The sequence below is a fragment of the Bacillus paralicheniformis genome (assembly GCF_002993925.1).
Lineage (GTDB): Bacteria > Bacillota > Bacilli > Bacillales > Bacillaceae > Bacillus > Bacillus paralicheniformis.
This window is the reverse complement of record NZ_CP023665.1, coordinates 3,660,451-3,683,536: the sequence shown is the minus strand read 5'-3', so window position 1 is coordinate 3,683,536 and position 23,086 is coordinate 3,660,451. Positions and strand designations below refer to the sequence as shown.

Sequence of the window (23,086 nt, the reverse complement as noted above, 5' to 3'; positions counted from 1 at the left end):
AGCACATGAGAAAACCAATAATAGCCGGTAACTGGAAGATGAATAAAGTGCTTTCAGAAGCTGTCAGCTTCGTTGAAGAAGTGAAATCTTCCATTCCCGCAGCAGATAAAGCAGAAGCTGTTGTCTGTGCGCCTGCACTGTTCCTTGAAAAGCTTGCATCAGCTGTTAAAGGTACAGAACTGAAAGTCGGCGCGCAAAACATGCACTTTGAAGAAAGCGGTGCTTTCACGGGTGAAATCAGCCCTGCGGCTTTGAAAGACCTCGGAGTTGAATACTGCGTCATCGGCCACTCCGAGCGCCGCGAAATGTTTGCTGAAACGGATGAAACGGTCAACAAAAAAGCGCATGCTGCATTCAAATATGGCATCGTGCCGATCATCTGCGTAGGTGAAACGCTTGAAGAGCGCGAAGCAAACAAAACAAACGAGCTTGTTGCAGACCAAGTGAAAAAAGCACTTGCAGGTTTAACAACTGAACAGATAGCTGCTTCCGTGATCGCTTATGAGCCGATCTGGGCGATTGGAACCGGCAAATCTTCAACTGCACAAGATGCAAACGAAGTATGCGCGCACATCCGCAAAACCGTTGCATCAGAATTCGGACAAGCTGCAGCAGACAGCGTCCGCATTCAGTACGGCGGAAGCGTAAAACCTGCGAACATTAAAGAATATATGGCCGAATCCGATATCGACGGCGCTCTTGTCGGCGGAGCAAGCCTTGAGCCGCAGTCTTTCGTGCAATTACTGGAGGCAGGTCAATATGAGTAATAAATTGGCCGCACTCATCATTTTGGATGGGTTTGGACTAAGGGACCAAACAGTCGGAAACGCCGTAGCCCAAGCGAAGAAACCGAACTTTGACCGCTATTGGAACAAGTATCCGCATCAGACGCTGACAGCTTCAGGCGAAGCGGTCGGACTTCCCGAAGGACAAATGGGAAACTCTGAAGTCGGCCACTTGAACATTGGCGCCGGACGGATCGTCTATCAAAGCCTGACGCGCGTCAACGTCGCAATCCGTGAAGGCGAATTTGAGCGGAACGAAACGTTTTTAGACGCGATGAAACACGTCAAAGAAAAAGGCACAAACCTCCACTTGTTCGGACTGCTGTCTGACGGCGGAGTACACAGCCATATTCAACATTTGTACGCACTCTTGAAGCTTGCGAAAAAAGAAGGCGTTGAAAACGTCTATATTCACGGCTTCCTTGACGGCCGCGATGTAGGCCCGCAAACAGCTGAGAAGTACATCAAAGAGCTTCAGGAGCAAATCGAAGAAATCGGCGTCGGCGAGATCGCAACATTGTCAGGCCGCTATTATTCAATGGACCGAGACAAGCGCTGGGACCGTGTCGAAAAAGCGTACCGCGCCATGGCATACGGAGAAGGACCGAAATATGAAAATCCGCTCGATGTCGTGAAAGATTCTTATGAAAACGGAATTTACGATGAATTCGTCATTCCTTCCGTCATCACGAAAGAAAACGGCGAGCCTGTTGCGACAATTAAGGACAACGATGCGGTCATTTTCTACAACTTCAGACCTGACCGGGCGATCCAGATTTCCAACACGTTCACCAATGATGACTTCCGCGATTTCGACCGCGGAGACAAGCATCCGAAAAACCTTCATTTCGTCTGCTTGACACATTTCAGTGAAACGGTTGACGGATACGTGGCATTCAAACCGGTCAATCTCGACAACACAGTCGGCGAAGTTTTATCCCAAAACGGGTTGAAGCAGCTTCGCATCGCTGAAACTGAAAAATATCCGCACGTTACGTTCTTTATGAGCGGCGGACGCGAAGAGAAATTCCCTGGCGAAGAGCGAATCTTAATCGACTCGCCTAAAGTTGCAACATACGACTTGAAACCTGAAATGAGCGCATATGAAGTAAAGGATGCGCTTGTCAAAGAAATTGAGGCTGAAAACCATAACGCGATCATCCTCAACTTTGCCAACCCTGACATGGTCGGACATTCAGGAAAAGTCGAGCCGACGGTCAAAGCAATCGAAGCGGTTGACGAGTGCCTCGGCGAAGTCGTTGATGCGATTCTTGCAAAAGGCGGCCACGCGATTATTACGGCCGACCACGGTAACGCAGACGTGCTGATTACTGAAGAAGGCAAGCCGCACACCGCACATACGACAAATCCGGTTCCTGTCATCGTCACAAAAGAAGGCGTGACATTAAGAGAAGGCGGAATCCTCGGGGATCTGGCGCCAACTCTTTTAGACTTGCTGGGTGTTGAAAAACCGAAAGAAATGACAGGATCGTCATTAATTCAAAAATAAGCTTTAAAGGAGAGAAACAAACATGCCATACATTGTTGATGTTTATGCACGTGAAGTATTAGACTCCCGCGGTAACCCGACGGTTGAAGTTGAAGTATACACTGAATCAGGAGCTTTTGGACGCGCGCTTGTTCCAAGCGGAGCTTCCACTGGTGAATACGAAGCTGTTGAGCTTCGCGACGGCGACAAAGACCGCTACCTTGGAAAAGGCGTTTTAACAGCCGTTAACAACGTAAACGAAATCATCGCACCTGAGCTTATCGGCTTTGATGTGACAGAGCAAGTATCAATCGACAAATTGCTGATCGAACTTGACGGAACTGAAAATAAAGGCAAGCTCGGCGCCAACGCCATCCTTGGCGTATCAATGGCCGTTGCCCGCGCAGCTGCGGATTTCTTACAGATTCCTCTATACCAATACCTTGGAGGATTCAACTCTAAAACGCTCCCAGTACCGATGATGAACATCGTAAACGGCGGAGAGCATGCGGACAACAACGTTGACATTCAAGAATTCATGATCATGCCTGTCGGTGCGGAAAACTTCCGCGAAGCACTTCGCATGGGAGCACAAATTTTCCACAGCTTGAAATCAGTTCTTTCTGCTAAAGGAATGAACACTGCTGTAGGTGATGAAGGCGGATTCGCTCCAAACCTTGGTTCTAACGAAGAAGCGCTTCAAACAATCGTTGAAGCGATTGAAAAAGCCGGCTTCAAACCTGGCGAAGAAGTGAAATTGGCTATGGATGCTGCATCTTCTGAGTTCTACAACAAAGAAGACGGCAAATACCATCTGTCCGGCGAAGGCGTTGTGAAAACATCTGCTGAAATGGTTGACTGGTACGAAGAAATGGTTTCTAAATACCCAATCATCTCTATCGAAGACGGACTTGACGAAAACGACTGGGAAGGCCACAAACTTCTGACTGAGCGTCTTGGCTCAAAAGTTCAGCTTGTCGGTGATGACCTTTTCGTTACAAACACGAAAAAACTTGCTGAAGGCATCAAAAACGGCGTCGGCAACTCTATCCTGATCAAAGTAAACCAAATCGGTACATTGACTGAAACATTCGATGCGATCGAAATGGCGAAACGCGCAGGCTACACTGCTGTTATCTCTCACCGTTCTGGTGAAACTGAAGACAGCACAATCGCTGACATCGCTGTGGCAACAAACGCAGGACAAATCAAAACAGGTGCTCCGTCCCGTACGGACCGTGTTGCGAAATACAACCAGCTTCTTCGCATCGAAGATCAGTTGGCTGAAACTGCTCAATACCACGGTATTCAATCTTTCTACAACTTGAATAAGTAAGCATAAAAAAAAGCTTGGCTGCTGATGCGGCCAAGCTCTTTTTTGTGTGAAAGCTAAATTTTTTCTTTACCCTGACAAGAGCTGTCAGGGTTTTTGACTATAATAGGCTGTATCAATTGAGATTGGAGTGTTATGGATGCAGTCGAAAACAGTTTATCTTTATGCATTTCCTACAATGTCGGATTGGGAATATGGATATTTAATGGCCGAACTGAACTCGGGAAGATATTTCAAAAAAGATGCAGCACCTTTAAAAGTCATGACAATAGGAGTGACTAAAGAAATGGTGACGACGATGGGAGGGCTGCGCATCAAACCGGATATCTCACTTGATGAGTGGACGCTTGAGAGTACGGATCTTTTAATTTTACCCGGAGGGAATACTTGGGGAGAAGAGATTCATCAGCCGATCTTAAAAAAGGCCGGCGAAGCTTTAGAGCTTGGCGCGATGGTTGCCGCAATTTGCGGCGCAACTGCGGGACTGGCGAATAACGGATACTTGAATTCAAGAAAGCATACAAGCAATGACCTGGCATATATGAAAATGGTCTGTCCCCATTATAAAGGAGAACCATTTTATGAGATGGACCCAGCGGTATCTGATGAGAATCTGGTTACTGCATCAGGAACGGCTCCTCTTGAATTCGCGAGGGAAGTGCTGAAAAAATTAGACGTGTTTGCACCGGATACATTGGATTCATGGTATCAGCTCAATAAGACCGGCCAACCTGAATATTTCTTCACGTTAATGAACTCGATCAATAAGTAGCTCAAAGACCATGAGGAGAACGATGCTTTAGACGCTGGAGGAGCATTTTTTTCGGTAGATAAGCAAATTTCATGAGGGAAAAGGGTTTTTTATTTTATTTAACACTCTGCTTGGTATGGTATAATCTACCTCGTATAAAAAGCTTTGCTCACTCAAGGGAAGTCTTGCTCATCCCCTTCTGAAAGGGGGTGATAAAAGTGACAGCATATGAAACAATCTCTTTAATGATTGCTTTTGGCATGCTGATTGCCATGTTGTCAAAGAACAAAGAAAAATAGACCGCCCCTTGAGCCTGGAAAGTGATAGGGAGTGGTCTATTTTAGATCAATCTGAGCAAGCCCCTTCGAAGGGCCGGCTTTTTGTACAAGCCGAAGTGTTGGAGCACTTCGGTCTTCTTAATATATACAACATGCTTTCTGAGATTACATCTATATCATAAGGAATTTTCATTAATTTGTAAATGGTGATAGCAAATTGTTGTTTTTATGAATCGGAAAGGTATTTTCTGCCCCATTTTGTCTAGCACTGTTTATAACCTTGGGCTCCAACAACCCTTCAGCCTAAGAAAAAGCCCACCCGTTATCACAGACTTTTCACAGGTTTCAGAAGCCAGGCGGGAAGAAAACCGCTAATGCCAATGATCAAAAAACCAATGATCGACAGCAGTGCAATCGCAATGGAAGAGAGCGTTTGCTGAAGGCTGTAAGCCGCGCAGGAAAGCAGCACACCCAATCCTAAGGTGATGAGGAAGACCTTTTGATTCGTGAAAAACAACGTTTCAGATCTTTTGAATTTGATATAAATTAAAGGAAGACCCGTATAGCCTCCTATGATAAGTGTGAACAGCATCGCTAAAATAAACTGAGGTATAGCTGAAACATTGACTCCGAACATTTCTCCAAATGAAGCCGACCAGCTGCTTAACATCACAAATCCTAAAAGATAGAGAATGGATAAAGCCAAATTTTTCATTTAAATCCCTCCACTTGAAAATATACACTATAAGTATTCAGAAGTAAAAGCGGAATAATTATCTTAGTGTTTGAACTAAAAAACTATTGTTTTATTAAGAAAAAATAGTTGAATGGAGTTTCATGGTATTAAAAGAATTTTTGGGAGAATATGCTATAATTAACTTATACATTTAAGGAGCTGTTTAATTTGAAACATTATAAAGGGGATGGCGCGGTATTTCTTGTAATCGGTTTTTGTTTAGGGCTTTTCCTTGGAGTCGTTTTTAATATTTTATCGTATGGTCTTTCTATAGGAATAATGCTTGGATCGTTAATAGATCTTTCTTTTTATATTCGATACAAAAAGATAAACAATAAATAGAGTGATCTTTTAATTAAACATCTATGCCACGTACAGGATTCTAACTATTTGGCTGTCAAGATGAGAGTACTGTTAAATGTTCTATTTGGTTATTTTTTTGACAAAGCATAAAAAATAAATCATACATACTACATTCAATGGACTTAAATGTGTTGGACATTATGTATCACTTTATGATTTTTTTACTTATCTTCAAAATAAAAATAACACCCTTGCGTCTTTTAAGCGAGGGTGTTATTTAATTGCTCTACATTTTAAACTGAGAAATCTTTTCTTGAAGGTCCTACGCTATAACCGCCAGGTCTTCTGATGCTTTGGCGATTTCTGCCGTAATCGATGACTGCTCCTCTGTTAAAGCGGATGAATTGTTTAGGTTTTCGTTTGTGTTCACTGAATAATCGTGCACTTGTTTGACGATATCGCGCATTTGTTTTGTATGTTCTTCAACAGCTTGGATATCATCTTTGATAAGCTGAATATTTGCTGTCACATCATGGATAGATTGATGGATGCTTGTAAAGGACTGCCCCGTTTGTTTGACTTTTTCGATGCCTGTATGTGCAGCTTGCTGGCTGTCTTTCATCGATTCGACTGAATGGGTTATCCCGTCTTGTATTGAGTGGATGGTAGCTGAAATATCAGTCGAAGCATTTTTTGTTTCCTCGGCAAGCTTGCGGACTTCCTCAGCCACGACGGCGAACCCTTTTTCTGATTCACCAGCTCTCGCCGCTTCCACTGGATAATCCCACCTGTATAACAGCTTAAAAACGGTCTTCAGCATCATCCAAAGCAGATTTATAGGAATTTCATATTGACTTTGGGTTGTTTCATTATATAATCTAATTGATAATGAAAATCATTTGAGAAAAGGGGATACAGCATATCATGAAACGTTTTAAATGGTTTGCGCTGTTCGCTGCGCTTTTCCTTGTATTAGCCGCCTGTGGAAATCAAGAGAAAGAACAAGCTGCGGAGAAGAACGACAGCAAAGATTCCTATACTGTAAAGCACGCAATGGGAACAGCGACAATTGACGGCACTCCGAAAAAAGTCGTTGTGCTGACGAATGAAGCGACAGAAGCAGTGCTCGCCCTGGGTGTTAAACCTATCGGCGCCGTTCAATCCTGGCTGGGAGATCCATGGTATGATCATATTAAAGATAAAATGAAAGGCGTAGAGAACGTCGGAACGGAAGCTGCGCCGAATATTGAAAAAATCGCGAGCCTGAACCCTGACCTCATCATCGGCAACAAAATCCGCCAAGAAGAAGTATACGACAAGCTGAAAGCCATCGCGCCGACCGTATTTGCCGAGACATTGTCAGGGGAATGGAAAGACAACTTTAAGCTGACAGCCGAGGCGCTCAATAAAAAAGCAGAAGGCGAAAAAGTCATCGCTGACTTTGATAAGCGTGTTGAAGACATTCATGAAAAGCTCGGCGATAAAGTGAAGCAAAAAGTCTCTCTCGTCCGCTTTACAGATGCCGATACCCGCATCTATCACAAGGGATCGTTTGCCGGAACGATTTTGGATCAGCTCGGTTTTGCAAGGCCTAAAGGCCAGGAAGCCAACGATCTCGGACAAATGGAAGTGACAAAGGAGCAAATTCCTGATATGGATGGAGACGTGCTTTTTTATTACACGTATGAGACAGGCAATGACAAAGCAAGCGCCATTGAGAAAGACTATGTCAACGATCCGCTCTTTAAAAATTTAAGCGTCTCCAAAAAAGGAAACGTCCATAAAGTGAGCGATGCCGTCTGGAATACAGCCGGGGGCGTCCTTGCAGCGAATCTGATGCTTGATGATATCGAAAAATACTTTTTAAAATAATGAAAAAAAAGTCAAACGGATCAGCGCATTCGTTTGGCTTTTTTTGATGCTGCCTTAAGATTAACTCCCTTCTTACGATAAATATAGTATAAAATGACTAAAGAGGTTTAAGTTTGATAGGAGGAAAGTCATGAATTTTTGCAAGGAATGTGGAAGGGAACGAACAAAAAATGCGCTGTATTGCAAGCATTGCGGCGCGCGGGTGGACGAGGAACGAGCTTCCGATCCGGCGGCAGGGTATCAGCGTGCGATGACACGAAAAAGAATCATCATCATGGCAGCAATCGCGGCCTGCTTGATTTTATTGTTTGCCGGCTATAAAACCGGTGAAGCACTCACTTCAAAGGAAAAACTGATTTCCGATTTTGAAGCTGTCCTCGATCAGAAAGATGCCAAGAAAGCAGCAAAACTGCTTCAATCATCAGACGTGGATCTGGCTGTCACGGAGAAAAACGTCAAGCCGCTCCTCGATTATTTGAAAGAACATCCGGATGAAGAAAAAGAGCTGATCTCATCCTTAAAGAGCGGTGCCGGCCATCCATTGATGACGATCGAAAAAAAGGGCAGACGTTTTTGGATCTATGACCACTATGTCTTGAACACGGTGCCTGTCTATTTAACGGTTAAGACAAACTATAAAGATACCGGCCTGTTTGTTAACGGTGAGAAGGTCATCACAACAGAAAAAGAAAACTTCGAGAAAAAAATCGGCCCGTTTGTTCCCGGTATTTACGAGGTGAAGGCAAAGCTGAAAAGCGGAATCACCGACCTTGAAAAAGCGGAAAAGGTCACTGCCCTCCAAGGTGATGTGAAGGTTAATGCGGATCTTGACGGGCACATGGCAAAGCTCGTCTTTGGAGAAGGCTATGAAAACTTGAAAGGAACGCTCTGGATCAATGATCAGGAGATGAAGATCAACCCGTTCAAAGGAACTGAATTCGGACCCGTGCTGGCTGACGGTTCAATGACTGCTGCGGTTGAGGCGCAATTTCCGTGGGGGAAGCTGAAAAGCGAAAAAACGCCGATTGAAAGCGGGGAAATCGAAGTCAATCTTGCTTCAGACAAGGAATTTATGGATGAGATGATGACCACGGTCGTCAGTCATACAAAAGAAGCAGCAAAGGCCTTTGCAAGCGGCGATGTCAGCGGCATGACACTGGCCGCGACGTCTTATCAAACTAGCCTGAAAGAGGTCACGGACGGGCTGAAAAGCAGCAGCACCTACTATAAAGGCACCTACTTATCTACCGTATTTGATCTTGATTCGTTTCGGCTGTACAAAGAAGACGGGCAATGGAAAACAGAGGTCAAGGTGATTGAAAAGCATAAATCGGCTTATTATGACGACTACAGTGCCCCTGAACTGGAAGAAAACGATAACGGCTATACGTACACACTGGTCTATTCAGAAAGCAAGAAAAAGTGGTTCGTCGAAAAAAGCGATCCTGAAGCCGTTATCAATATCGAACATCAAAAAGAAATCAAAAATGACAATCCGAAGGAATACACATCGGCATGGGCTTCGGCAAAAGGAGCTGTGAACAATGCATCAGCAGATGAAGAGCTCACTGATCAAAAGGTTGCTTCCGCCATTGAAACGTATTTATACGGTCTTCAAGGCGCCATCAACACAAACAATTTCGGCCTTGTCCGCGATAGCTTGAAAGAAGGAAGTCCGCTGTACAACGATCAAAAGAAACTTGTCACTAAACTGTACAACAGCGGGACGCAGGAAGAAGTTGCAGATTTCAGCGTAAACAGCTGGAAGCAAAACGGGCGGGAGGCAACGATTAAGACAACGGAGAAAATCAATATCATTAAAGGCGGAAAAGAACAACTCAAAACCTACAAGTGGACTTACCATGCTGTTGTAGAAGGCGGGGAGTTACTTTTGATCTCAATAGAATAGTATAGTAAAGCAAATATAAGGGAATTGTATGATTTTACCGTTAGCATGATTGTTTTAAAAAGATCAGGCTGTTGTATAAATAAGAGACACGATGGCATGTCAGTTTTGCTTGTAGAGAAAGCACTGTCTTCTCTGCAAGCTTTTATTTTATCTAAAAGGAATAACCCTAAATAAAAAACTTGGTCATCAATATAATATACATCTTGGCTGGAACTTGGCTAAATCAGAACTATTTTTTGTGTTTTACGGACTCCCAGTAATGATTGTGATCTACTTTAAACCTCTCACCATCAATAGTATCCATAAACTTAAAAAAGTTCTGCTGAAAGAAGGATTTTTAAGTCAATCGACGAAAATGTTATTCAATCAACAAGATTATAAAGTGCAAAATTAATAGTAACGATGAGAAATTTTCAATCCAGAAAGTAGGTGTAAAAGATGAAGGCCAAGGTCTGTATGGTATCCATTAAAGTAACAGACATGAAAGAGGCGAAGAAGTTTTATTGTGAAAAAATGAATTTCAATTTAGAAAAAGAGTATGGAGAGAATATCATTGAATTAAATGTAAATGGCTTTCCAATCATTCTTGAGAAAGCTTCGAAACCGAATACCTTAGACTATGGAGAAAATTCACAAGTCGTACTTGGATTACAAACCGATGATCTGAATAAGGACTTAGAACATCTGAAAAAAAACGGTGTGAAAGTTTTGTACAAAGAACCGCAAAAATGTCCGCCGGGTCATTATACTGTCATTGTGGATCCGTTCGATAATAAAATTGAGCTGCTTGAATTCTCCAAATCAATGGCATAACGATTGTAGAATGCATACAACGTTCTGGTTTGCCATCAAACTCAAAAAAAGCGCGTCATCGACATCGTTTTTTTATCGGGAAATTGGAATAAATACATAAAACAGGCCGGTTTATAAAAATCCGACCTGTTTTGGTATCCCCCCCCTTTTTCCCTTGAGTCCTCTAAAACAGCCGCCCTAATATAGAGCCTCCGATCCTTCCGAAATATTCAAGAAACAAATCTCCCATGATCCGCACAGACATAAATGTCAGCAAATAGACGATCAGCGTCGCGTAAATCGTATCAACAGCGCCTGCCGCTTTTTCGTGGTAGCTCAAGATGACAGCCGGCGGAATTAAAAAGGCGATACCGCAAAGGGCAAAGAAAAGAATGTATACAAACAAACCCGTTTGCATGAATGATAAGAGCAATGCGGCGAGCAGAAGTGCGACGAAAGGAACAAGTACCGTTCCAAACCGTCCGAGCACTTCCTTAAATGTCGCTTGCACACCTCGAATGCGCACACCTGCGTATGTAAAAACAAATAATAAGAAAATATAAATAGCAAAGGTAAAAGCGGGCTTGACGACGATATCAAAAAATGTCGGCATTGCGTAGGATCGGCCGAATAATCCGGAATAGTCCCCCAGAGAGTCAAAAAAGCCTTTGAGGCCGAAGTAAAACATCAGCGGCACTGTAAGCGCAAAGATCACCATTGTGATGATGCTGTTGAGGACGTGCTGTTCCCCCGCGTTTTTCATTTCGGTATACGGTCGTTTCAATACCTTTAAACAAAAGGAAAAATACATGGAAGACGCTTGTTTCGCCGCCTCCGTGTACCTCGCTGCCTGCGGCGTTTCAGCGGGAGCCTTGCTGTCAGCACTGCCGCCTGCCAAGCTTGCCCCGCACTGCTCACAAAATTTTCCGCCATCTGTTTGATGGCCGCACTTTGAACATGTCATAAAAATAAAATCTCCTTTGAAATAGTTATTTTATCCTATAAAAAATTATTATAAAGGAAAGTGCCGCAAGATGACATTGTTTTTTGAAAGTTTAAGTGGCCAACGTCGGAGGTAAAAATCGATTACCCATATTTTTTTACTGAGAAAGGAGTGGTAAACCGTGTTTGCTTTTATCATCCATGTTTTTGTATCATTGTTCGCCGTCACAAATCCGATAGGCAATGTGCCGATCTTTTTGGCGCTCACAGAAGGCTATGAAGCAAAAGAACGCACCGCATTGGCGAGAAAGGCAGCAATTTTATCGTTTCTGATTCTGATCGCGTTTCTCATATTCGGAGAGTTCATCTTCAGGCTTTTTGACATCAACATCCATGCGTTGCGAGTTGCCGGCGGTATTTTTATTTTCGGAATTGCCTACAATCTGCTGAATGCGAAGCAGTCTCATGTTCAGTCGCTCCATCATGATGAGCACCGCGAGAGCAAGGAAAAAGAGGATATCTCGGTGACGCCGCTCAGCATTCCGATCATTTCGGGGCCCGGAACGATTGCAACGGTGATGAGCCTTTCGGCCGGCAGCCGCAGCCTGGTTCATTTTGGCGGTATGATCATCGGCATCGCCGCCGTCCTCCTGCTGACGTTTGCGGCTTTTCATTATTCGACGCTGATCAGCAACAAATTGGGGCAGACGGAAATGAATGTGATCACCCGGCTGATGGGCTTGAATTTGGCGGTCGTGGCGGTCGGCATGATCGGCACGGGCTTAAAAGGGATGTTTCCGGTTTTGTCGGGATGATTGGAGAAAAAGCAAAAAAAGCTGCTTTATTCTTTGCAGCTTTTTTTCGATTTATGAAGGTTTCGGCACATGCTTGAAGATTTCTTCGCTTTCCAAAAACGCGATCAGATTGTCAAGCCACTCGCAGTAATCGATCCATTGTTTTGTTTCTGCCAGCAGCTCGTTGATTTTAGCTTCGGTTTCGGGTGAAAGGCCTTCTTCCTCAAGGGCTTCCAACAGCTCTTTTCTGATTTTCTTCCCGATCATCCTGTTCTTTTTGACGACTTTGCTCCAGTTGGCCGTAAACAATGAAATAAACGTTTGGTAATAATCTTGTTCGACATCGTACAAATCTTTGCGGACGCCTTTTTCGAAAACTTTTTCGGCTATATTTAAATCGAGCATTTCGCGGACGACCTGGCTCATTCTCGTTTTGCTCATGCCCGTTTCTTCTGACAGTTCATTTAAAGTCATCGGCTTTCTGTTCATATAGATAATCCCGAGCACGCGGCCGACAGTTGATGATATACCGTACGTATTCATGTTTTCCGCGATTTTTTCTATGAAATGTTCTTCCGCTTGTTTAATCGCCTTTAAAGCGTTTTCCTCCAAAGCACATCATCCCTTCGGGCAGCCAATTTTATTGTCAATATATCATAATTTTGTTAGCGGTTGAAAACACTAAAACGGCAGGAAAATAAAGAAATCGGCCGTAATTTTAAGAATAACCAGCAGATTGATGCCGTTAACATATATTTTTATGTCTTATATATATAATTTAAACACTTTGTAAACTTTTTATTTTACAAAGTGTATTTTATAATAAATGAGATGTTGAAATTTTTAAAAAACAGATGGAGGTGTGCGTTTTGCTGAAGCTAGAAAATGTATCGAAGGTTTATAAAGGCGGAAAAAAAGCGGTCAAGAACATTGATCTTGATATAGCAAAAGGTGAATTTATCGTCTTTATCGGACCGAGCGGCTGCGGGAAGACAACGACGATGAAAATGATCAACCGTTTAATTGAACCGTCTTCAGGAAGCATTTACATCGACGGAGAAAACATAATGGATCAGGACCCGGTGGAGCTGCGCCGGAAAATCGGCTATGTCATTCAGCAAATCGGACTCTTTCCCCATATGACGATTCAGCAGAATATCACGCTTGTTCCAAGGCTTTTGAAATGGCCGGAAGAAAAGCGGAAGAAGCGGGCGGAGGAACTGCTTCAGCTCGTTGATATGGGGCCGGAATATTTGAACCGCTATCCTCATGAACTAAGCGGCGGACAGCAGCAGAGAATCGGCGTGCTGCGGGCGCTTGCGGCAGAGCCGCCCCTCATTTTAATGGATGAACCGTTCGGAGCGCTGGACCCGATCACCCGTGATTCGCTTCAGGAAGAGTTCAAAAAGCTGCAGAAATCGCTGGACAAAACGATTGTCTTTGTGACCCACGATATGGATGAAGCGATCAAGCTTGCCGACAGAATTGTGATTCTTCGTGCCGGCGAGATTGTTCAAGTCGGAACGCCTGACGACATTTTGCGGAATCCGGCGGATGAATTCGTTGAGGAGTTCATCGGAAAAGAACGGCTTCTTCAGTCCCGTCCTGACATCGAGCATGTCGAACAAGTGATGAATCCGAATCCGGTCACGATTACGAGTGAAAAAAACCTGACTGAAGCGATTCAAGTGATGAGGGAGCGCCGCGTCGATTCACTGCTTGTTGTGGACGAACGCAATGTCTTAAAAGGATATATCGATGTTGAAATCATCGATCAATACCGGAAAAAAGCCGTCACGGTCGGAGAGGTTGTCAATGAGAATGTCTACTCCGTTCAAAAAGGCACGCTCATCAGAGATACCGTCCGAAAAATTTTGAAAAGAGGATTCAAATATGTTCCCGTTCTTGATGAAGAAGGGCGCCTTGTCGGAATTGTCACAAGGGCAAACCTTGTCGACATCGTGTACGACTCGATTTGGGGAGATGAAGAAACCCTTGTCCAACGTTAAATGTAGGGAGGTGCATCAATCATGAATCAGATCGTCCAATTTCTCCAGAACAACGGCGGGGAAATGCTTTATAAAACATGGGAGCACTTATATATATCCATTTTTGCGGTGCTGCTCGGCATCATTATCGCGGTTCCGCTCGGTGTCGTTTTAACGAGAATGAAAAAAGGGGCCGGCGTCGTGATTGGAATTGTTAATATCATTCAAACGCTGCCGAGTTTGGCGATTCTGGCGTTTTTTATTCCGCTCCTCGGAGTGGGAAAGATTCCGGCGATTGTCGCGCTGTTTTTCTATTCAGTCCTACCGATTCTGAGAAACACTTACACGGGCGTAAAAGGCGTCAATCAAAATTTGCTTGAATCAGGAAAGGGAATCGGTATGACTGCATGGGAACAAATCCGCCTGATCGAACTGCCGCTGTCGGTGCCGGTGATCATGGCAGGCATCCGGACTTCCACCGTTTACTTAATCGGCTGGGCGACGCTCGCGGCTTTTATCGGCGGCGGTGGACTCGGCGACTATATTTTTATCGGGCTCAACCTGTACCAGCCTGAGTACATTATCGCCGGAGCGGTGCCGGTTACGATACTGGCCATTGTGATCGACTATATGCTGTCGAAAACCGAAGACAAAGTCACGCCCCAAGGATTAAAAGGGATGAAGGAAGTATCATAAGGAGTTGGCTCTTATGCAAACAAAAAAATTGAGACGGCTCGGCGCCGTCATGCTGGTCTTCTCGCTTTTGATCAGCGGCTGTGCGCTGCCGGGTCTTGGCGGGGCTTCCGATAAAACGATCAAAATCGGGGCGCAAAACCTGACCGAATCCGAAATTCTTGCCAATATGATCTCGCTTTTGATCGAGCATGATACAGATCTCAATACGGTGCTTGTCAAAAACCTCGGCTCAAACTATGTGCAGCACCAGGCCATGCTCGGCGGAGACATCGACATTTCAGCGACGCGCTATTCGGGAACCGATCTGACAAGTACGCTAGGAAGGGAAGCGGAGAAAGACCCGGAAAAAGCGCTTCACATCGTACAGCAGGACTTTAAAAAGAAATTCAACTACAAATGGTTTGATTCTTACGGATTTGACAATACGTACGCTTTTACAGTCACGAAAGAACTCGCTGAAAAAGGGAACTATGAAACCATATCCGATCTGAAAAAAGACGCGGATAAACTGAAGCTTGGCGTTGACAATGCCTGGCTGAAACGAAAAGGCGACGGATATCCGGGATTTAAACAGGAATACGGATTTTCATTCGGCTCGACCTTTCCAATGCAGATCGGACTCGTTTATGACGCCGTCAAAAACGGCAAAATGGATATCGTTCTTGCCTATTCAACGGACGGCAGGATCAAAGCCTATGATTTAAAGCTGTTAAAAGACGATAAACGCTTTTTCCCGCCGTATGACTGTTCGCCGGTCGTGCCGGAAAAAGTGCTGAAGGAACATCCAGAGCTTAAAGAGACCATCAATAAACTGATCGGAAAAATCGATACCGAAACGATGCAGGAGCTCAATTACGAAGTTGATGGAAAACTGAAAGAGCCTTCTGTCGTCGCGGCCGAATTTTTAAAGAAGCACAATTATTTTGAGTAAAAGGAGGGGCTGACAAATGGAAGTGCTGCAGCAGCTTTGGACGTATTATGCGCAAAACGGGAGCTATGTGCTGGGGGAATTTTACCGACACTTTTTAATGTCGGCATACGGCGTATTATTCGCCGCCGTCGTCGGCATCCCTGTTGGTATTTTCATCGCCAGATACCGGAAGATCAGCAAATGGGTCTTTTCCATCACCAATGTCATTCAAACGATTCCGGCGCTTGCGATGCTCGCCGTCTTGATGCTAGTCATGGGACTCGGCGCCAACACGGTGATTCTATCATTGTTTTTGTATTCGCTTTTGCCGATTATTCGAAACACATATACGGGAATCGTCAGCATTGAGCACGCCTACCTTGAATCAGGGAAGGCGATGGGCATGACGAAATTTCAAGTGCTCCGGATGGTGGAGCTTCCGCTCGCTTTGTCGGTCATTATGGCAGGGCTCAGAACCGCGCTCGTCATCGCGATCGGCATCACGGCCATCGGCACGTTTGTCGGCGCTGGCGGCCTCGGGGACATCATTGTCAGGGGGTCAAACGCGACCAACGGAACAGCGATCATTCTGGCAGGCGCGATCCCGACGGCACTGATGGCGATCATCGCCGATCTGTTCATGGGATGGCTTGAACGTGCGCTGAGCCCCGTTAAGCATCATAAAGGCAAGACGCCGAATCCGGATGCCGCTTAAATGGCAGCCGAAAAAAGCCGAATTTCTGCTAAAGAGAAATTCGGCTTTTTATGATTGGCGTTTTTTCGCTTCATTGACCAAAAAATGAAAGTATTGTTCGAGGTTGAGCAGGTCTTCGCGGGACAAGCAGTCCCATTTTCCGGGCTCAAACAGCCACAGATCTTCGACGCCATGCTTGGCCGCGATGTCCTGCATCGTGACATAGCCGCGCGGTTGTTCGCGAATCTCGTCAGCCCTCATATAACCGGCAATATCCATGAGCTGCTCGTACGGCATTTTCAGAGCATCGGCCAATTTTCTGATCGTCGCGGGCTTTGGAACGCCGCGGTGGCCGTTTTCGATTCTGGAAATGGCAGCGGCGCTCACACCGGCATACATAGCAAGCTGATTAACAGACAGGCTTCTTTGTTCCCTCAGCTCTTTGAGTCGTTCGCCGAACATTGTCATCGCCATCTCCCCCGCAAATTCATGATATAAACAGTTTAATACAAATGTTGACTAAAGGAAATACTTAGACAGGAAAAATATTGACAAAAGTTAACATAAGGGATAAAATAACAGCAGGGTCGAAAACAGACGAAAATGATAAAAAGGGGGGCGTGCGCTGCGGAGAAGGTATTCAGTTTTTGTTTCGGCTGCTTGCTTCCTGCACGAGAAAGTCGAAATATTTGTCCAGGTTTTCGATGTCTTTCTTTGAGAGCACCTTCCACTTTTCGCTGTCAAACAGAGAAAGATCCTCTAAATCGTACTGTGAAACGATGTCGTAAATGGAATCGTAGCTGCTTCTTGCTTCCTGGACTGTAGATGCGCTGATATAGCCTGCGGATGCCATCAGTTCCTCATACGGGACTTTCAAAGCATCCGCCAGTTTTCTGATCGTCGCCGGCTTCGGCACGCCGCGCTTTCCGTTTTCAATTCGCGAAATGCCGGCCGAACTGACGCCGGAATACATCGCCAGCTGATTGACGGTCAGTTTTTTCCGTTCCCTTAATTGTCGTAAATGGTATCCAAAGTTCGTCATGGCCAAAACCTCGCAATCTCTTATTATAAAATATTTTAGTACGAATATTGCCTATAGGAAACATATGGATGATAAAAGTATTGACAAAAGTTAACAAATCGTTTATGTTCAATATAGACAAAAAGGAACATAAGAGATTAGAAAGGGGAGTAATCATGGTAAAAAAGATTCATATCAAAAGAGATTTTGTTCTTCAGTATATGATTGAACACAATCTCTCCTTAAATCAGCTTGCCATTGAAATCGGCGTATCCCCGGCGACTCTGAGCAGAGTTTTAAATGGCGAAAGGAGGCCCGGACAGCTTGTGATCGGAAAGATGATTCAGTATTTCAACAAAAAATTTGAAGATCTCTTTTATTATAAAGATGTTGACAAAAGTCAATAAACGAAGGAAAAAAGGAGGCTTTTCAAACGTGAAAAATACAGGAATTGTCCGGAGAATCGATGAGCTCGGCAGAGTCGTTCTCCCGGTCGAAATGCGCAGGGTGCTGAATATCAATGAAAAGGACCCGCTCGAAATATACACCGACGGAGAAAACATCATTTTGACAAAATACGCCGCCAACATGGCATGCTTGATGACCGGCGACATCACCACCAAAAATAAAACGTATGCGGGCGGCAAAATCGTACTCAGCCCAAGGGGAGCAGAAATGCTGCTGGAAGATATGATGGCGGCCTTGTCAGAAAAATGATTACATATTCCGCCTGATAGGGAGCATAGCCGCTCCTTTTTTTTGTATACCTTATTCAGGCGCTGGGAAAAAATAAAAAAAGCTGTTCGAAACGCTCGTGACATGCGCTTGCTTTTCATGTAAAATAAAACTATTGTCAGCCAGTTTGTCTGGAGGTGTAGGTTATGGCCGCATTTTTAACGGTCTTATTAGTGATTGTAAGTATCGTACTGATCGTTGTCGTTTTACTGCAATCCGGCAAAAGCGCCGGATTATCAGGCGCAATTTCCGGCGGAGCCGAGCAGCTTTTCGGAAAGCAGAAAGCAAGAGGACTTGATTTGATTCTCCACCGGATGACGGTCGTTTTAACCGTGCTTTTCTTTTTCTTAACGATTGCGCTTGCTTACTTTGTATAAGACAATGAAGCATGAGGTCTGATGTTCAAGTCAGGCCTTTTTCCTATTTGCAGGTCTTTGTATGAAGAGACCGGCCGATTGATAAAGTTTGTTTCAAGACTAAACGTGGAAGAATACATATGAAAAGGAGACAGTGAATCATGAAAATCGTCAAACCACAACCTTTCACATTTAAAGGCGGAAAAAAAGCCGTCCTGCTGCTGCACGGATTTACGGGCAACACGGCGGACGTGAGAATGCTCGGAAGATATTTGAATGAAAAAGGCTACACATGCCATGCGCCCCAATATAAAGGCCACGGCGTGCCTCCGGAAGAACTTCTTTCCACAGGGCCGGAAGACTGGTGGAAAGACGTCATGAACGGGTATGAATATTTGAAATCGGAAGGGTATGAACAAATCGCCGCTTGCGGTCTGTCTCTCGGAGGGGTTTTTTCATTGAAATTGGGTTACACTGTACCCATAAAGGGAATTGTTCCAATGTGCGCGCCGATGTATATCAAAAGCGAAGAGACGATGTACGAGGGTGTGCTTGAGTATGCACGCAATTATAAGAAATTTGAAGGCAAGACAGCGGAACAGATTGACGCTGAGATGGAAGAATTCAAAAAAACGCCGATGAACACGTTGAAAGCACTGCAGGATTTGATTGCCGATGTCAGAGAGCATGTGGACATGATCTATTCGCCTACATTTGTCGTGCAGGCGCGCCACGATCATATGATTAATACGGACAGCGCGAACATCATCTACAATGAAGTTGAAACGGATGATAAGCAGCTGAAATGGTATGAAGAATCCGGTCATGCCATCACATTGGATAAAGAACGCGAAGCACTGCACAAGGATGTGTATCAATTTTTAGAAACGCTGGATTGGCAGACATAAGGAGGTCTGGTTAGTGGAAAAAGAAGAATTTATGGATAAGCTTCTCTCCTTTATGAAAGAAGAAGCGTATAAACCTCTTACAGTTCAGGAACTGGAAGAGATGCTGGAAATCACCGATTCGGACGAATACAAAGAGCTTGTCAAAGCTCTTGTAACCCTTGAAGAAAAAGGGCTTGTCGTCAGAACGAGAAGCAACCGCTACGGTTTGCCCGAAAAAATGAATTTGATCAAAGGGAAGGTGTCGGCGCACGCGAAAGGCTTCGCGTTTGTTCTCCCCGAAGATTCCTCGCTTGACGATGTCTTCATTCCGCCGTCTGAGTTGAATACGGCAATGAACGGAGATACCGTGCTTGTCCGCCTGAGTACGGAGTCCGGAGGTACAAAAAAAGAAGGGGCCATCATCCGCATCATTGAGCGCAGCATTCAGAAGATTGTCGGCACGTATACAGAGACGAAAAACTTCGGCTTCGTCATTCCCGACGATAAAAAAATCACGAATGACATCTTTATTCCGAAGCACGCCAAAAACGGCGCCGTCGAGGGGCACAAAGTCGTCGTCCGCCTGACAAGCTATCCTGAAGGCCGGATGAGTGCGGAAGGGGAAGTTATCGAGATTCTCGGCCACAAAAACGACCCCGGCATCGATATCCTTTCCATCATTCATAAACATGGCCTCCCGGGAGACTTTCCGGCTGAGGCGATGGAACAAGCCGGCAATACGCCTGATACAATCGATGAAAAAGATCTTGAAGGCAGACGGGATCTGCGCGATCAAACGATCGTCACGATCGACGGTGCAGATGCCAAAGACTTGGATGATGCCGTTACCGTCACAAAACTCAAAAACGGCCATTATAAACTCGGCGTCCACATTGCCGATGTCAGCCATTATGTCACAGAAGGGTCTCCGATTGACCAGGAAGCATATGAACGCGGCACGAGCGTCTATCTTGTCGACCGGGTGATTCCGATGATCCCGCACAGGCTGTCGAATGGAATCTGCTCTTTAAATCCGAAGGTTGACCGGCTGACTTTGTCGTGCGAAATGCTCATTAATCCTCAAGGGCAAGTCGTCGAACACGAAATTTTTCAAAGTGTCATTAAAACGACCGAGCGGATGACTTATTCTGATGTGAACAAGATTTTAGTCGATGACGATGAAGAGCTGAAGCAGAAATATGAGGCGCTTGTCCCGATGTTCAAAGACATGGAAGACTTGGCTGCGATTCTGCGCGGCAAGCGGATGGAACGCGGTGCCGTCGACTTTGACTTTAAGGAAGCGAAGGTACTCGTCGACGAAGAAGGAAAAGCGAAGGACGTCGTCTTGAGAGAACGGTCGACAGCAGAAAAGCTGATCGAAGAATTTATGCTTGTCGCCAATGAAACGGTCGCCGAGCACTTTCATTGGATGAATGTTCCGTTTATTTACCGGATTCACGAAGATCCGGATCAAGAAAAGCTCCAGAGATTTCTTGAGTTCGTTACGACATTCGGCTATGTCGTCAAAGGGACGGCCGGAAGCATCCATCCGAAAGCGCTGCAAAGCGTGCTTGAAGAAGTCAGGGATCGTCCTGAAGAAGCCGTAATTTCAACGGTTATGCTCAGATCGATGAAGCAGGCGAAATACGATCCGCAAAGCCTCGGACACTTCGGCTTGTCGACTGAATTCTACACCCATTTCACGTCACCGATTCGCCGCTACCCTGACTTGATCGTCCACAGGCTGATCAGGACGTATTTGATTCAGGGCAAGACAGACGAAGCGACAAGGGAGAAATGGGCCGAAAAACTGCCTGAGATCGCCGAGCATACGTCAAATATGGAACGCAATGCCGTAGATGCCGAGCGGGAAACGGATGATCTGAAAAAAACCGAATTTATGCTGGATAAGATCGGTGAAGAATTTGACGGTGTGATCAGTTCCGTTACGAACTTCGGCATGTTTGTCGAGCTGCCGAACACGATCGAAGGGCTTGTCCACGTCAGCTTTATGACAGACGATTTTTACCGTTATGATGAACAGCACTATGCCATGATCGGCGAGCGTACGGGCAACGTCTACCGGATCGGCGATGAGATTACGGTCCGCGTCGTTGACGTCAATAAAGACGAGCGGAACATCGATTTTGAAATCGTCGGCATGAAAGGCTCCCGCCGCCGGCAGAAACCGGAGCCAAAACAGAAAAAGGGTCCTAAAAAGGATGCTCCATCGGCTGACAAAGGGGAATGGTTCACCAAGCCGAAAAAGAAAAAAGTAAAGAAAAAACGCGGTTTTCAAAACGCGCCGAAACAAAAACGCAAGAAAAAGAAAAAATAGACGGCACACGTCAAAAAAAGGGCGGCGAAATTGTAAGGCGAACGTTCATTTGATAGAATAATACGTATTCGCCGCCCTTTTGAATGTGAGATTGAAGGCGGGAGGAGGTTGCCGTATGCCAAAGGGAGAAGGGAAGGTTGTTTCCCAAAATAAAAAAGCAAATCATGATTATTTTATAGAAGAAACATACGAAACAGGCATCGTGCTTCAAGGTACGGAAATCAAGTCCATTCGCGCCGGACGGGTGAATTTAAAGGACGCGTTCGCTAAAATTGAGCGCGGGGAAGTGTTCCTTCACAATATGCACATCAGCCCGTATGAGCAGGGGAACCGCTACAACCATGATCCGTTGCGGACGAGAAAGCTTTTGATGCACCGCAAGCAGATCAACAAATTGATCGGTTTGACGAAAGAGCAGGGATACTCGCTCGTACCGCTCAAGATTTATTTGAAGAACGGTTTTGCGAAAGTGCTGCTCGGACTCGGAAAAGGGAAGAAGAAATTCGACAAACGCGAGGACTTAAAGCGCAAAGACGCCAAACGCGAAATCGAAAGAGCATTCCGCGACAGGCAAAAAGGCTTGATCTAAAGCCGGAACCCATGTTATCCTATATGAACGTGATCACAGACATTACCATTTGGAATTGACGCGTGATCTTGTTATAATAGTGATGCAGCCAGTTATCCGACTTCCTTTTCATCCAAGGGGACGTTACGGATTCGACAGGGACGGATCGAGCTTGAGTTGCGAGCCGAGAGGCGATCTCGTAAAAACGCACCTAAATATAACTGGCAAATCTAACCAGAACTTAGCACTAGCTGCCTAATTAGCGCAGCGAGCTCTTGCCCGCATCGCCTATGTGCCGGTTAAGAGCCCATAACGAAGTAGGCTACGCTTGCGCTCCCGTCTGAGAGCGCAGGAAGAGACTTATCAGACTAGCTCTCCGAGGGCCTGCCCGCAGGCACGAAGATGAGCGAAACTAAATATGCAGGGCTACGCTCGTAGACGCTGAAGCAATCGACGTTTCTGGACGTGGGTTCGACTCCCACCGTCTCCACCATACATATGATGGTGGTTTTTTTGTTTTTGGGGGAGTTTTGATGTTTGTGCAAGAGCCTTTGAAAGGCTTAATGAACATGTATGGCGGGTCATCGGGCCTCATATTGCAGCGGAAAAAAAAAAGCTTTCCTCGAGCGACAAAAAATCATCCTACACGCTGCCTGCGGGCATCTTTAAGATAAAAAGCCCACTCATGAAAGGAACGGCCGTTCGGCGGATTCAAGAGGCTTTAGCTGCCCTCTATTTCTATCCATACAAAGAGGCAAAGAATAACGACATAGAAATGGCTGCTGCGGGCCGAAAACGGCGAACGCGGTCAAACGGTTCCAGCTGATGTACGAGTTGTCTGCGGATGGTATTTACGGACCGAAAACGAAAGCAAAACTTGAATCACTACTGAAGTAATACAAAAAGGCC

The 23,086-nt window shown here is 45.2% G+C and carries 24 protein-coding genes, 1 other RNA gene and 2 pseudogenes; 21 read left to right on the top strand and 6 right to left on the bottom strand.

The window, feature by feature from the left end:
- Positions 1–5: 5 nt before the first annotated feature.
- The 5 genes from tpiA to CP943_RS23060 all read left to right on the top strand — a co-directional run bounded on the left by tpiA (position 6) and on the right by CP943_RS23060 (position 4,657).
- Positions 6–767 carry a triose-phosphate isomerase gene (tpiA, locus tag CP943_RS18880; RefSeq protein ID WP_105981242.1) on the top strand — a complete coding sequence of 254 codons (762 nt, stop codon included), beginning with the start codon at positions 6–8 and terminating at the stop codon, positions 765–767.
- Positions 760–2,295: a 2,3-bisphosphoglycerate-independent phosphoglycerate mutase gene (gene gpmI / locus CP943_RS18875; RefSeq protein ID WP_105981241.1), complete on the top strand. Its 1,536-nt coding sequence runs from the start codon at positions 760–762 to the stop codon at positions 2,293–2,295. Before tpiA ends, gpmI begins: the two co-directional genes overlap by 8 nt.
- Before the next feature lie 22 nt (positions 2,296–2,317).
- The gene (eno, locus tag CP943_RS18870; protein ID WP_020453001.1) at positions 2,318–3,610 is read left to right on the top strand and encodes a phosphopyruvate hydratase; all 1,293 of its coding nucleotides are present in this window, start codon (positions 2,318–2,320) and stop codon (positions 3,608–3,610) included.
- Between the two features lie 136 nt (positions 3,611–3,746).
- Positions 3,747–4,379 carry a type 1 glutamine amidotransferase family protein gene (locus tag CP943_RS18865; protein WP_020453000.1) on the top strand — a complete coding sequence of 211 codons (633 nt, stop codon included), beginning with the start codon at positions 3,747–3,749 and terminating at the stop codon, positions 4,377–4,379.
- 188 nt (positions 4,380–4,567) lie between these two features.
- Entirely contained in the window at positions 4,568–4,657 is a 90-nt protein-coding gene (locus tag CP943_RS23060) for a putative holin-like toxin (RefSeq protein WP_221175459.1), read from the top strand.
- 304 nt (positions 4,658–4,961) lie between these two features.
- Here the strand turns inward: CP943_RS23060 and CP943_RS18855 are convergent, their stop codons facing one another.
- A complete protein-coding gene (locus tag CP943_RS18855; protein WP_020452999.1) occupies positions 4,962–5,351 on the bottom strand; it encodes a hypothetical protein in 390 nt (129 codons plus the stop codon).
- Between the two features lie 646 nt (positions 5,352–5,997).
- Positions 5,998–6,450, bottom strand: a pseudogene (locus CP943_RS18850) (methyl-accepting chemotaxis protein); the annotation flags it as partial.
- A gap of 149 nt (positions 6,451–6,599) precedes the next feature.
- Here CP943_RS18850 and CP943_RS18845 point away from each other — a divergent pair.
- From CP943_RS18845 to CP943_RS18835, 3 genes are all read left to right on the top strand, one after another.
- Positions 6,600–7,547, top strand: a complete 948-nt coding sequence (locus CP943_RS18845) for an ABC transporter substrate-binding protein (RefSeq protein ID WP_101561452.1) — start codon at positions 6,600–6,602, stop codon at positions 7,545–7,547.
- A 130-nt stretch (positions 7,548–7,677) separates the two neighbouring features.
- Positions 7,678–9,456, top strand: coding sequence for a zinc ribbon domain-containing protein (locus CP943_RS18840; protein WP_105981240.1), 1,779 nt, complete (start codon positions 7,678–7,680; stop codon positions 9,454–9,456).
- A 438-nt stretch (positions 9,457–9,894) separates the two neighbouring features.
- Positions 9,895–10,269 (top strand): VOC family protein, encoded by a 375-nt coding sequence (locus CP943_RS18835; protein ID WP_095292199.1) that lies wholly within the window; start codon positions 9,895–9,897, stop codon positions 10,267–10,269.
- 163 nt (positions 10,270–10,432) lie between these two features.
- On the opposite strand, the gene CP943_RS18830 is transcribed toward CP943_RS18835, so the two are convergent.
- Complete coding sequence (locus tag CP943_RS18830) at positions 10,433–11,212, bottom strand: zinc ribbon domain-containing protein (protein WP_026580124.1); 780 nt, start codon at positions 11,210–11,212, stop codon at positions 10,433–10,435.
- A gap of 160 nt (positions 11,213–11,372) precedes the next feature.
- On the opposite strand from CP943_RS18830, the gene CP943_RS18825 reads away from it, so the two are divergent.
- Positions 11,373–12,005: an NAAT family transporter gene (locus CP943_RS18825; protein ID WP_105981239.1), complete on the top strand. Its 633-nt coding sequence runs from the start codon at positions 11,373–11,375 to the stop codon at positions 12,003–12,005.
- Between the two features lie 51 nt (positions 12,006–12,056).
- On the opposite strand, the gene CP943_RS18820 is transcribed toward CP943_RS18825, so the two are convergent.
- The gene (locus CP943_RS18820) at positions 12,057–12,596 is read right to left on the bottom strand and encodes a GbsR/MarR family transcriptional regulator (protein WP_020452993.1); all 540 of its coding nucleotides are present in this window, start codon (positions 12,594–12,596) and stop codon (positions 12,057–12,059) included.
- A gap of 257 nt (positions 12,597–12,853) precedes the next feature.
- On the opposite strand from CP943_RS18820, the gene CP943_RS18815 reads away from it, so the two are divergent.
- Genes CP943_RS18815 through CP943_RS18800 form a run of 4 tightly spaced genes read left to right on the top strand, consistent with a single transcriptional unit; the run spans position 12,854 to position 16,293 of the window.
- Positions 12,854–13,993 (top strand): betaine/proline/choline family ABC transporter ATP-binding protein, encoded by a 1,140-nt coding sequence (locus CP943_RS18815; protein WP_105981238.1) that lies wholly within the window; start codon positions 12,854–12,856, stop codon positions 13,991–13,993.
- A 21-nt stretch (positions 13,994–14,014) separates the two neighbouring features.
- The gene (locus CP943_RS18810) at positions 14,015–14,668 is read left to right on the top strand and encodes an ABC transporter permease (protein ID WP_020452991.1); all 654 of its coding nucleotides are present in this window, start codon (positions 14,015–14,017) and stop codon (positions 14,666–14,668) included.
- 13 nt (positions 14,669–14,681) lie between these two features.
- The gene (gene opuCC / locus CP943_RS18805) at positions 14,682–15,599 is read left to right on the top strand and encodes an osmoprotectant ABC transporter substrate-binding lipoprotein OpuCC (RefSeq protein ID WP_020452990.1); all 918 of its coding nucleotides are present in this window, start codon (positions 14,682–14,684) and stop codon (positions 15,597–15,599) included.
- A 16-nt stretch (positions 15,600–15,615) separates the two neighbouring features.
- The gene (locus CP943_RS18800) at positions 15,616–16,293 is read left to right on the top strand and encodes an ABC transporter permease (RefSeq protein WP_020452989.1); all 678 of its coding nucleotides are present in this window, start codon (positions 15,616–15,618) and stop codon (positions 16,291–16,293) included.
- A gap of 48 nt (positions 16,294–16,341) precedes the next feature.
- On the opposite strand, the gene CP943_RS18795 is transcribed toward CP943_RS18800, so the two are convergent.
- Together CP943_RS18795 and CP943_RS18790 are read right to left on the bottom strand one after the other, a co-directional pair.
- Positions 16,342–16,740, bottom strand: coding sequence for a helix-turn-helix domain-containing protein (locus CP943_RS18795; protein WP_023856314.1), 399 nt, complete (start codon positions 16,738–16,740; stop codon positions 16,342–16,344).
- A gap of 172 nt (positions 16,741–16,912) precedes the next feature.
- Complete coding sequence (locus CP943_RS18790) at positions 16,913–17,314, bottom strand: transcriptional regulator (RefSeq protein ID WP_020452987.1); 402 nt, start codon at positions 17,312–17,314, stop codon at positions 16,913–16,915.
- A 152-nt stretch (positions 17,315–17,466) separates the two neighbouring features.
- Here CP943_RS18790 and CP943_RS18785 point away from each other — a divergent pair, with 152 nt between their 5' ends.
- The 8 genes and pseudogenes from CP943_RS18785 to CP943_RS18750 form a co-directional block, all read left to right on the top strand.
- Complete coding sequence (locus tag CP943_RS18785; protein ID WP_085959538.1) at positions 17,467–17,700, top strand: helix-turn-helix domain-containing protein; 234 nt, start codon at positions 17,467–17,469, stop codon at positions 17,698–17,700.
- Between the two features lie 28 nt (positions 17,701–17,728).
- Positions 17,729–18,010 carry an AbrB/MazE/SpoVT family DNA-binding domain-containing protein gene (locus CP943_RS18780; RefSeq protein WP_020452985.1) on the top strand — a complete coding sequence of 94 codons (282 nt, stop codon included), beginning with the start codon at positions 17,729–17,731 and terminating at the stop codon, positions 18,008–18,010.
- A gap of 164 nt (positions 18,011–18,174) precedes the next feature.
- Positions 18,175–18,405, top strand: coding sequence for a preprotein translocase subunit SecG (gene secG / locus CP943_RS18775; protein WP_003185418.1), 231 nt, complete (start codon positions 18,175–18,177; stop codon positions 18,403–18,405).
- Between the two features lie 140 nt (positions 18,406–18,545).
- Entirely contained in the window at positions 18,546–19,292 is a 747-nt protein-coding gene (locus CP943_RS18770; protein WP_035337713.1) for an alpha/beta hydrolase, read from the top strand.
- Between the two features lie 13 nt (positions 19,293–19,305).
- Positions 19,306–21,609, top strand: coding sequence for a ribonuclease R (gene rnr, locus CP943_RS18765; RefSeq protein ID WP_059230941.1), 2,304 nt, complete (start codon positions 19,306–19,308; stop codon positions 21,607–21,609).
- A gap of 115 nt (positions 21,610–21,724) precedes the next feature.
- On the top strand, positions 21,725–22,198 hold the full coding sequence (smpB, locus tag CP943_RS18760) for an SsrA-binding protein SmpB (protein ID WP_009329604.1): 474 nt from the start codon (positions 21,725–21,727) through the stop codon (positions 22,196–22,198).
- Positions 22,199–22,314: 116 nt separating this feature from the next.
- Positions 22,315–22,670: a transfer-messenger RNA gene (gene ssrA / locus CP943_RS18755) on the top strand.
- Between the two features lie 108 nt (positions 22,671–22,778).
- Positions 22,779–23,074: pseudogene (locus CP943_RS18750) on the top strand (peptidoglycan-binding domain-containing protein); the annotation flags it as partial.
- Between the last annotated feature and the right edge of the window lie 12 nt (positions 23,075–23,086).

What these genes read in the sequence shown, in the direction of transcription:
- tpiA (WP_105981242.1), top strand. Translation starts at nt 6, where the DNA reads ATGAGAAAACCAATAATAGCCGGTAACTGGAAGATGAATAAAGTGCTT.
- gpmI (WP_105981241.1), top strand. Translation starts at nt 760, where the DNA reads ATGAGTAATAAATTGGCCGCACTCATCATTTTGGATGGGTTTGGACTA.
- eno (WP_020453001.1), top strand. Translation starts at nt 2,318, where the DNA reads ATGCCATACATTGTTGATGTTTATGCACGTGAAGTATTAGACTCCCGC.
- CP943_RS18865 (WP_020453000.1), top strand. Translation starts at nt 3,747, where the DNA reads ATGCAGTCGAAAACAGTTTATCTTTATGCATTTCCTACAATGTCGGAT.
- CP943_RS18855 (WP_020452999.1), bottom strand. Translation starts at nt 5,351, where the DNA reads ATGAAAAATTTGGCTTTATCCATTCTCTATCTTTTAGGATTTGTGATG.
- CP943_RS18845 (WP_101561452.1), top strand. Translation starts at nt 6,600, where the DNA reads ATGAAACGTTTTAAATGGTTTGCGCTGTTCGCTGCGCTTTTCCTTGTA.
- CP943_RS18840 (WP_105981240.1), top strand. Translation starts at nt 7,678, where the DNA reads ATGAATTTTTGCAAGGAATGTGGAAGGGAACGAACAAAAAATGCGCTG.
- CP943_RS18835 (WP_095292199.1), top strand. Translation starts at nt 9,895, where the DNA reads ATGAAGGCCAAGGTCTGTATGGTATCCATTAAAGTAACAGACATGAAA.
- CP943_RS18830 (WP_026580124.1), bottom strand. Translation starts at nt 11,212, where the DNA reads ATGACATGTTCAAAGTGCGGCCATCAAACAGATGGCGGAAAATTTTGT.
- CP943_RS18810 (WP_020452991.1), top strand. Translation starts at nt 14,015, where the DNA reads ATGAATCAGATCGTCCAATTTCTCCAGAACAACGGCGGGGAAATGCTT.
- opuCC (WP_020452990.1), top strand. Translation starts at nt 14,682, where the DNA reads ATGCAAACAAAAAAATTGAGACGGCTCGGCGCCGTCATGCTGGTCTTC.
- CP943_RS18800 (WP_020452989.1), top strand. Translation starts at nt 15,616, where the DNA reads ATGGAAGTGCTGCAGCAGCTTTGGACGTATTATGCGCAAAACGGGAGC.
- CP943_RS18795 (WP_023856314.1), bottom strand. Translation starts at nt 16,740, where the DNA reads ATGACAATGTTCGGCGAACGACTCAAAGAGCTGAGGGAACAAAGAAGC.
- CP943_RS18790 (WP_020452987.1), bottom strand. Translation starts at nt 17,314, where the DNA reads ATGACGAACTTTGGATACCATTTACGACAATTAAGGGAACGGAAAAAA.
- secG (WP_003185418.1), top strand. Translation starts at nt 18,175, where the DNA reads ATGGCCGCATTTTTAACGGTCTTATTAGTGATTGTAAGTATCGTACTG.
- CP943_RS18770 (WP_035337713.1), top strand. Translation starts at nt 18,546, where the DNA reads ATGAAAATCGTCAAACCACAACCTTTCACATTTAAAGGCGGAAAAAAA.
- smpB (WP_009329604.1), top strand. Translation starts at nt 21,725, where the DNA reads ATGCCAAAGGGAGAAGGGAAGGTTGTTTCCCAAAATAAAAAAGCAAAT.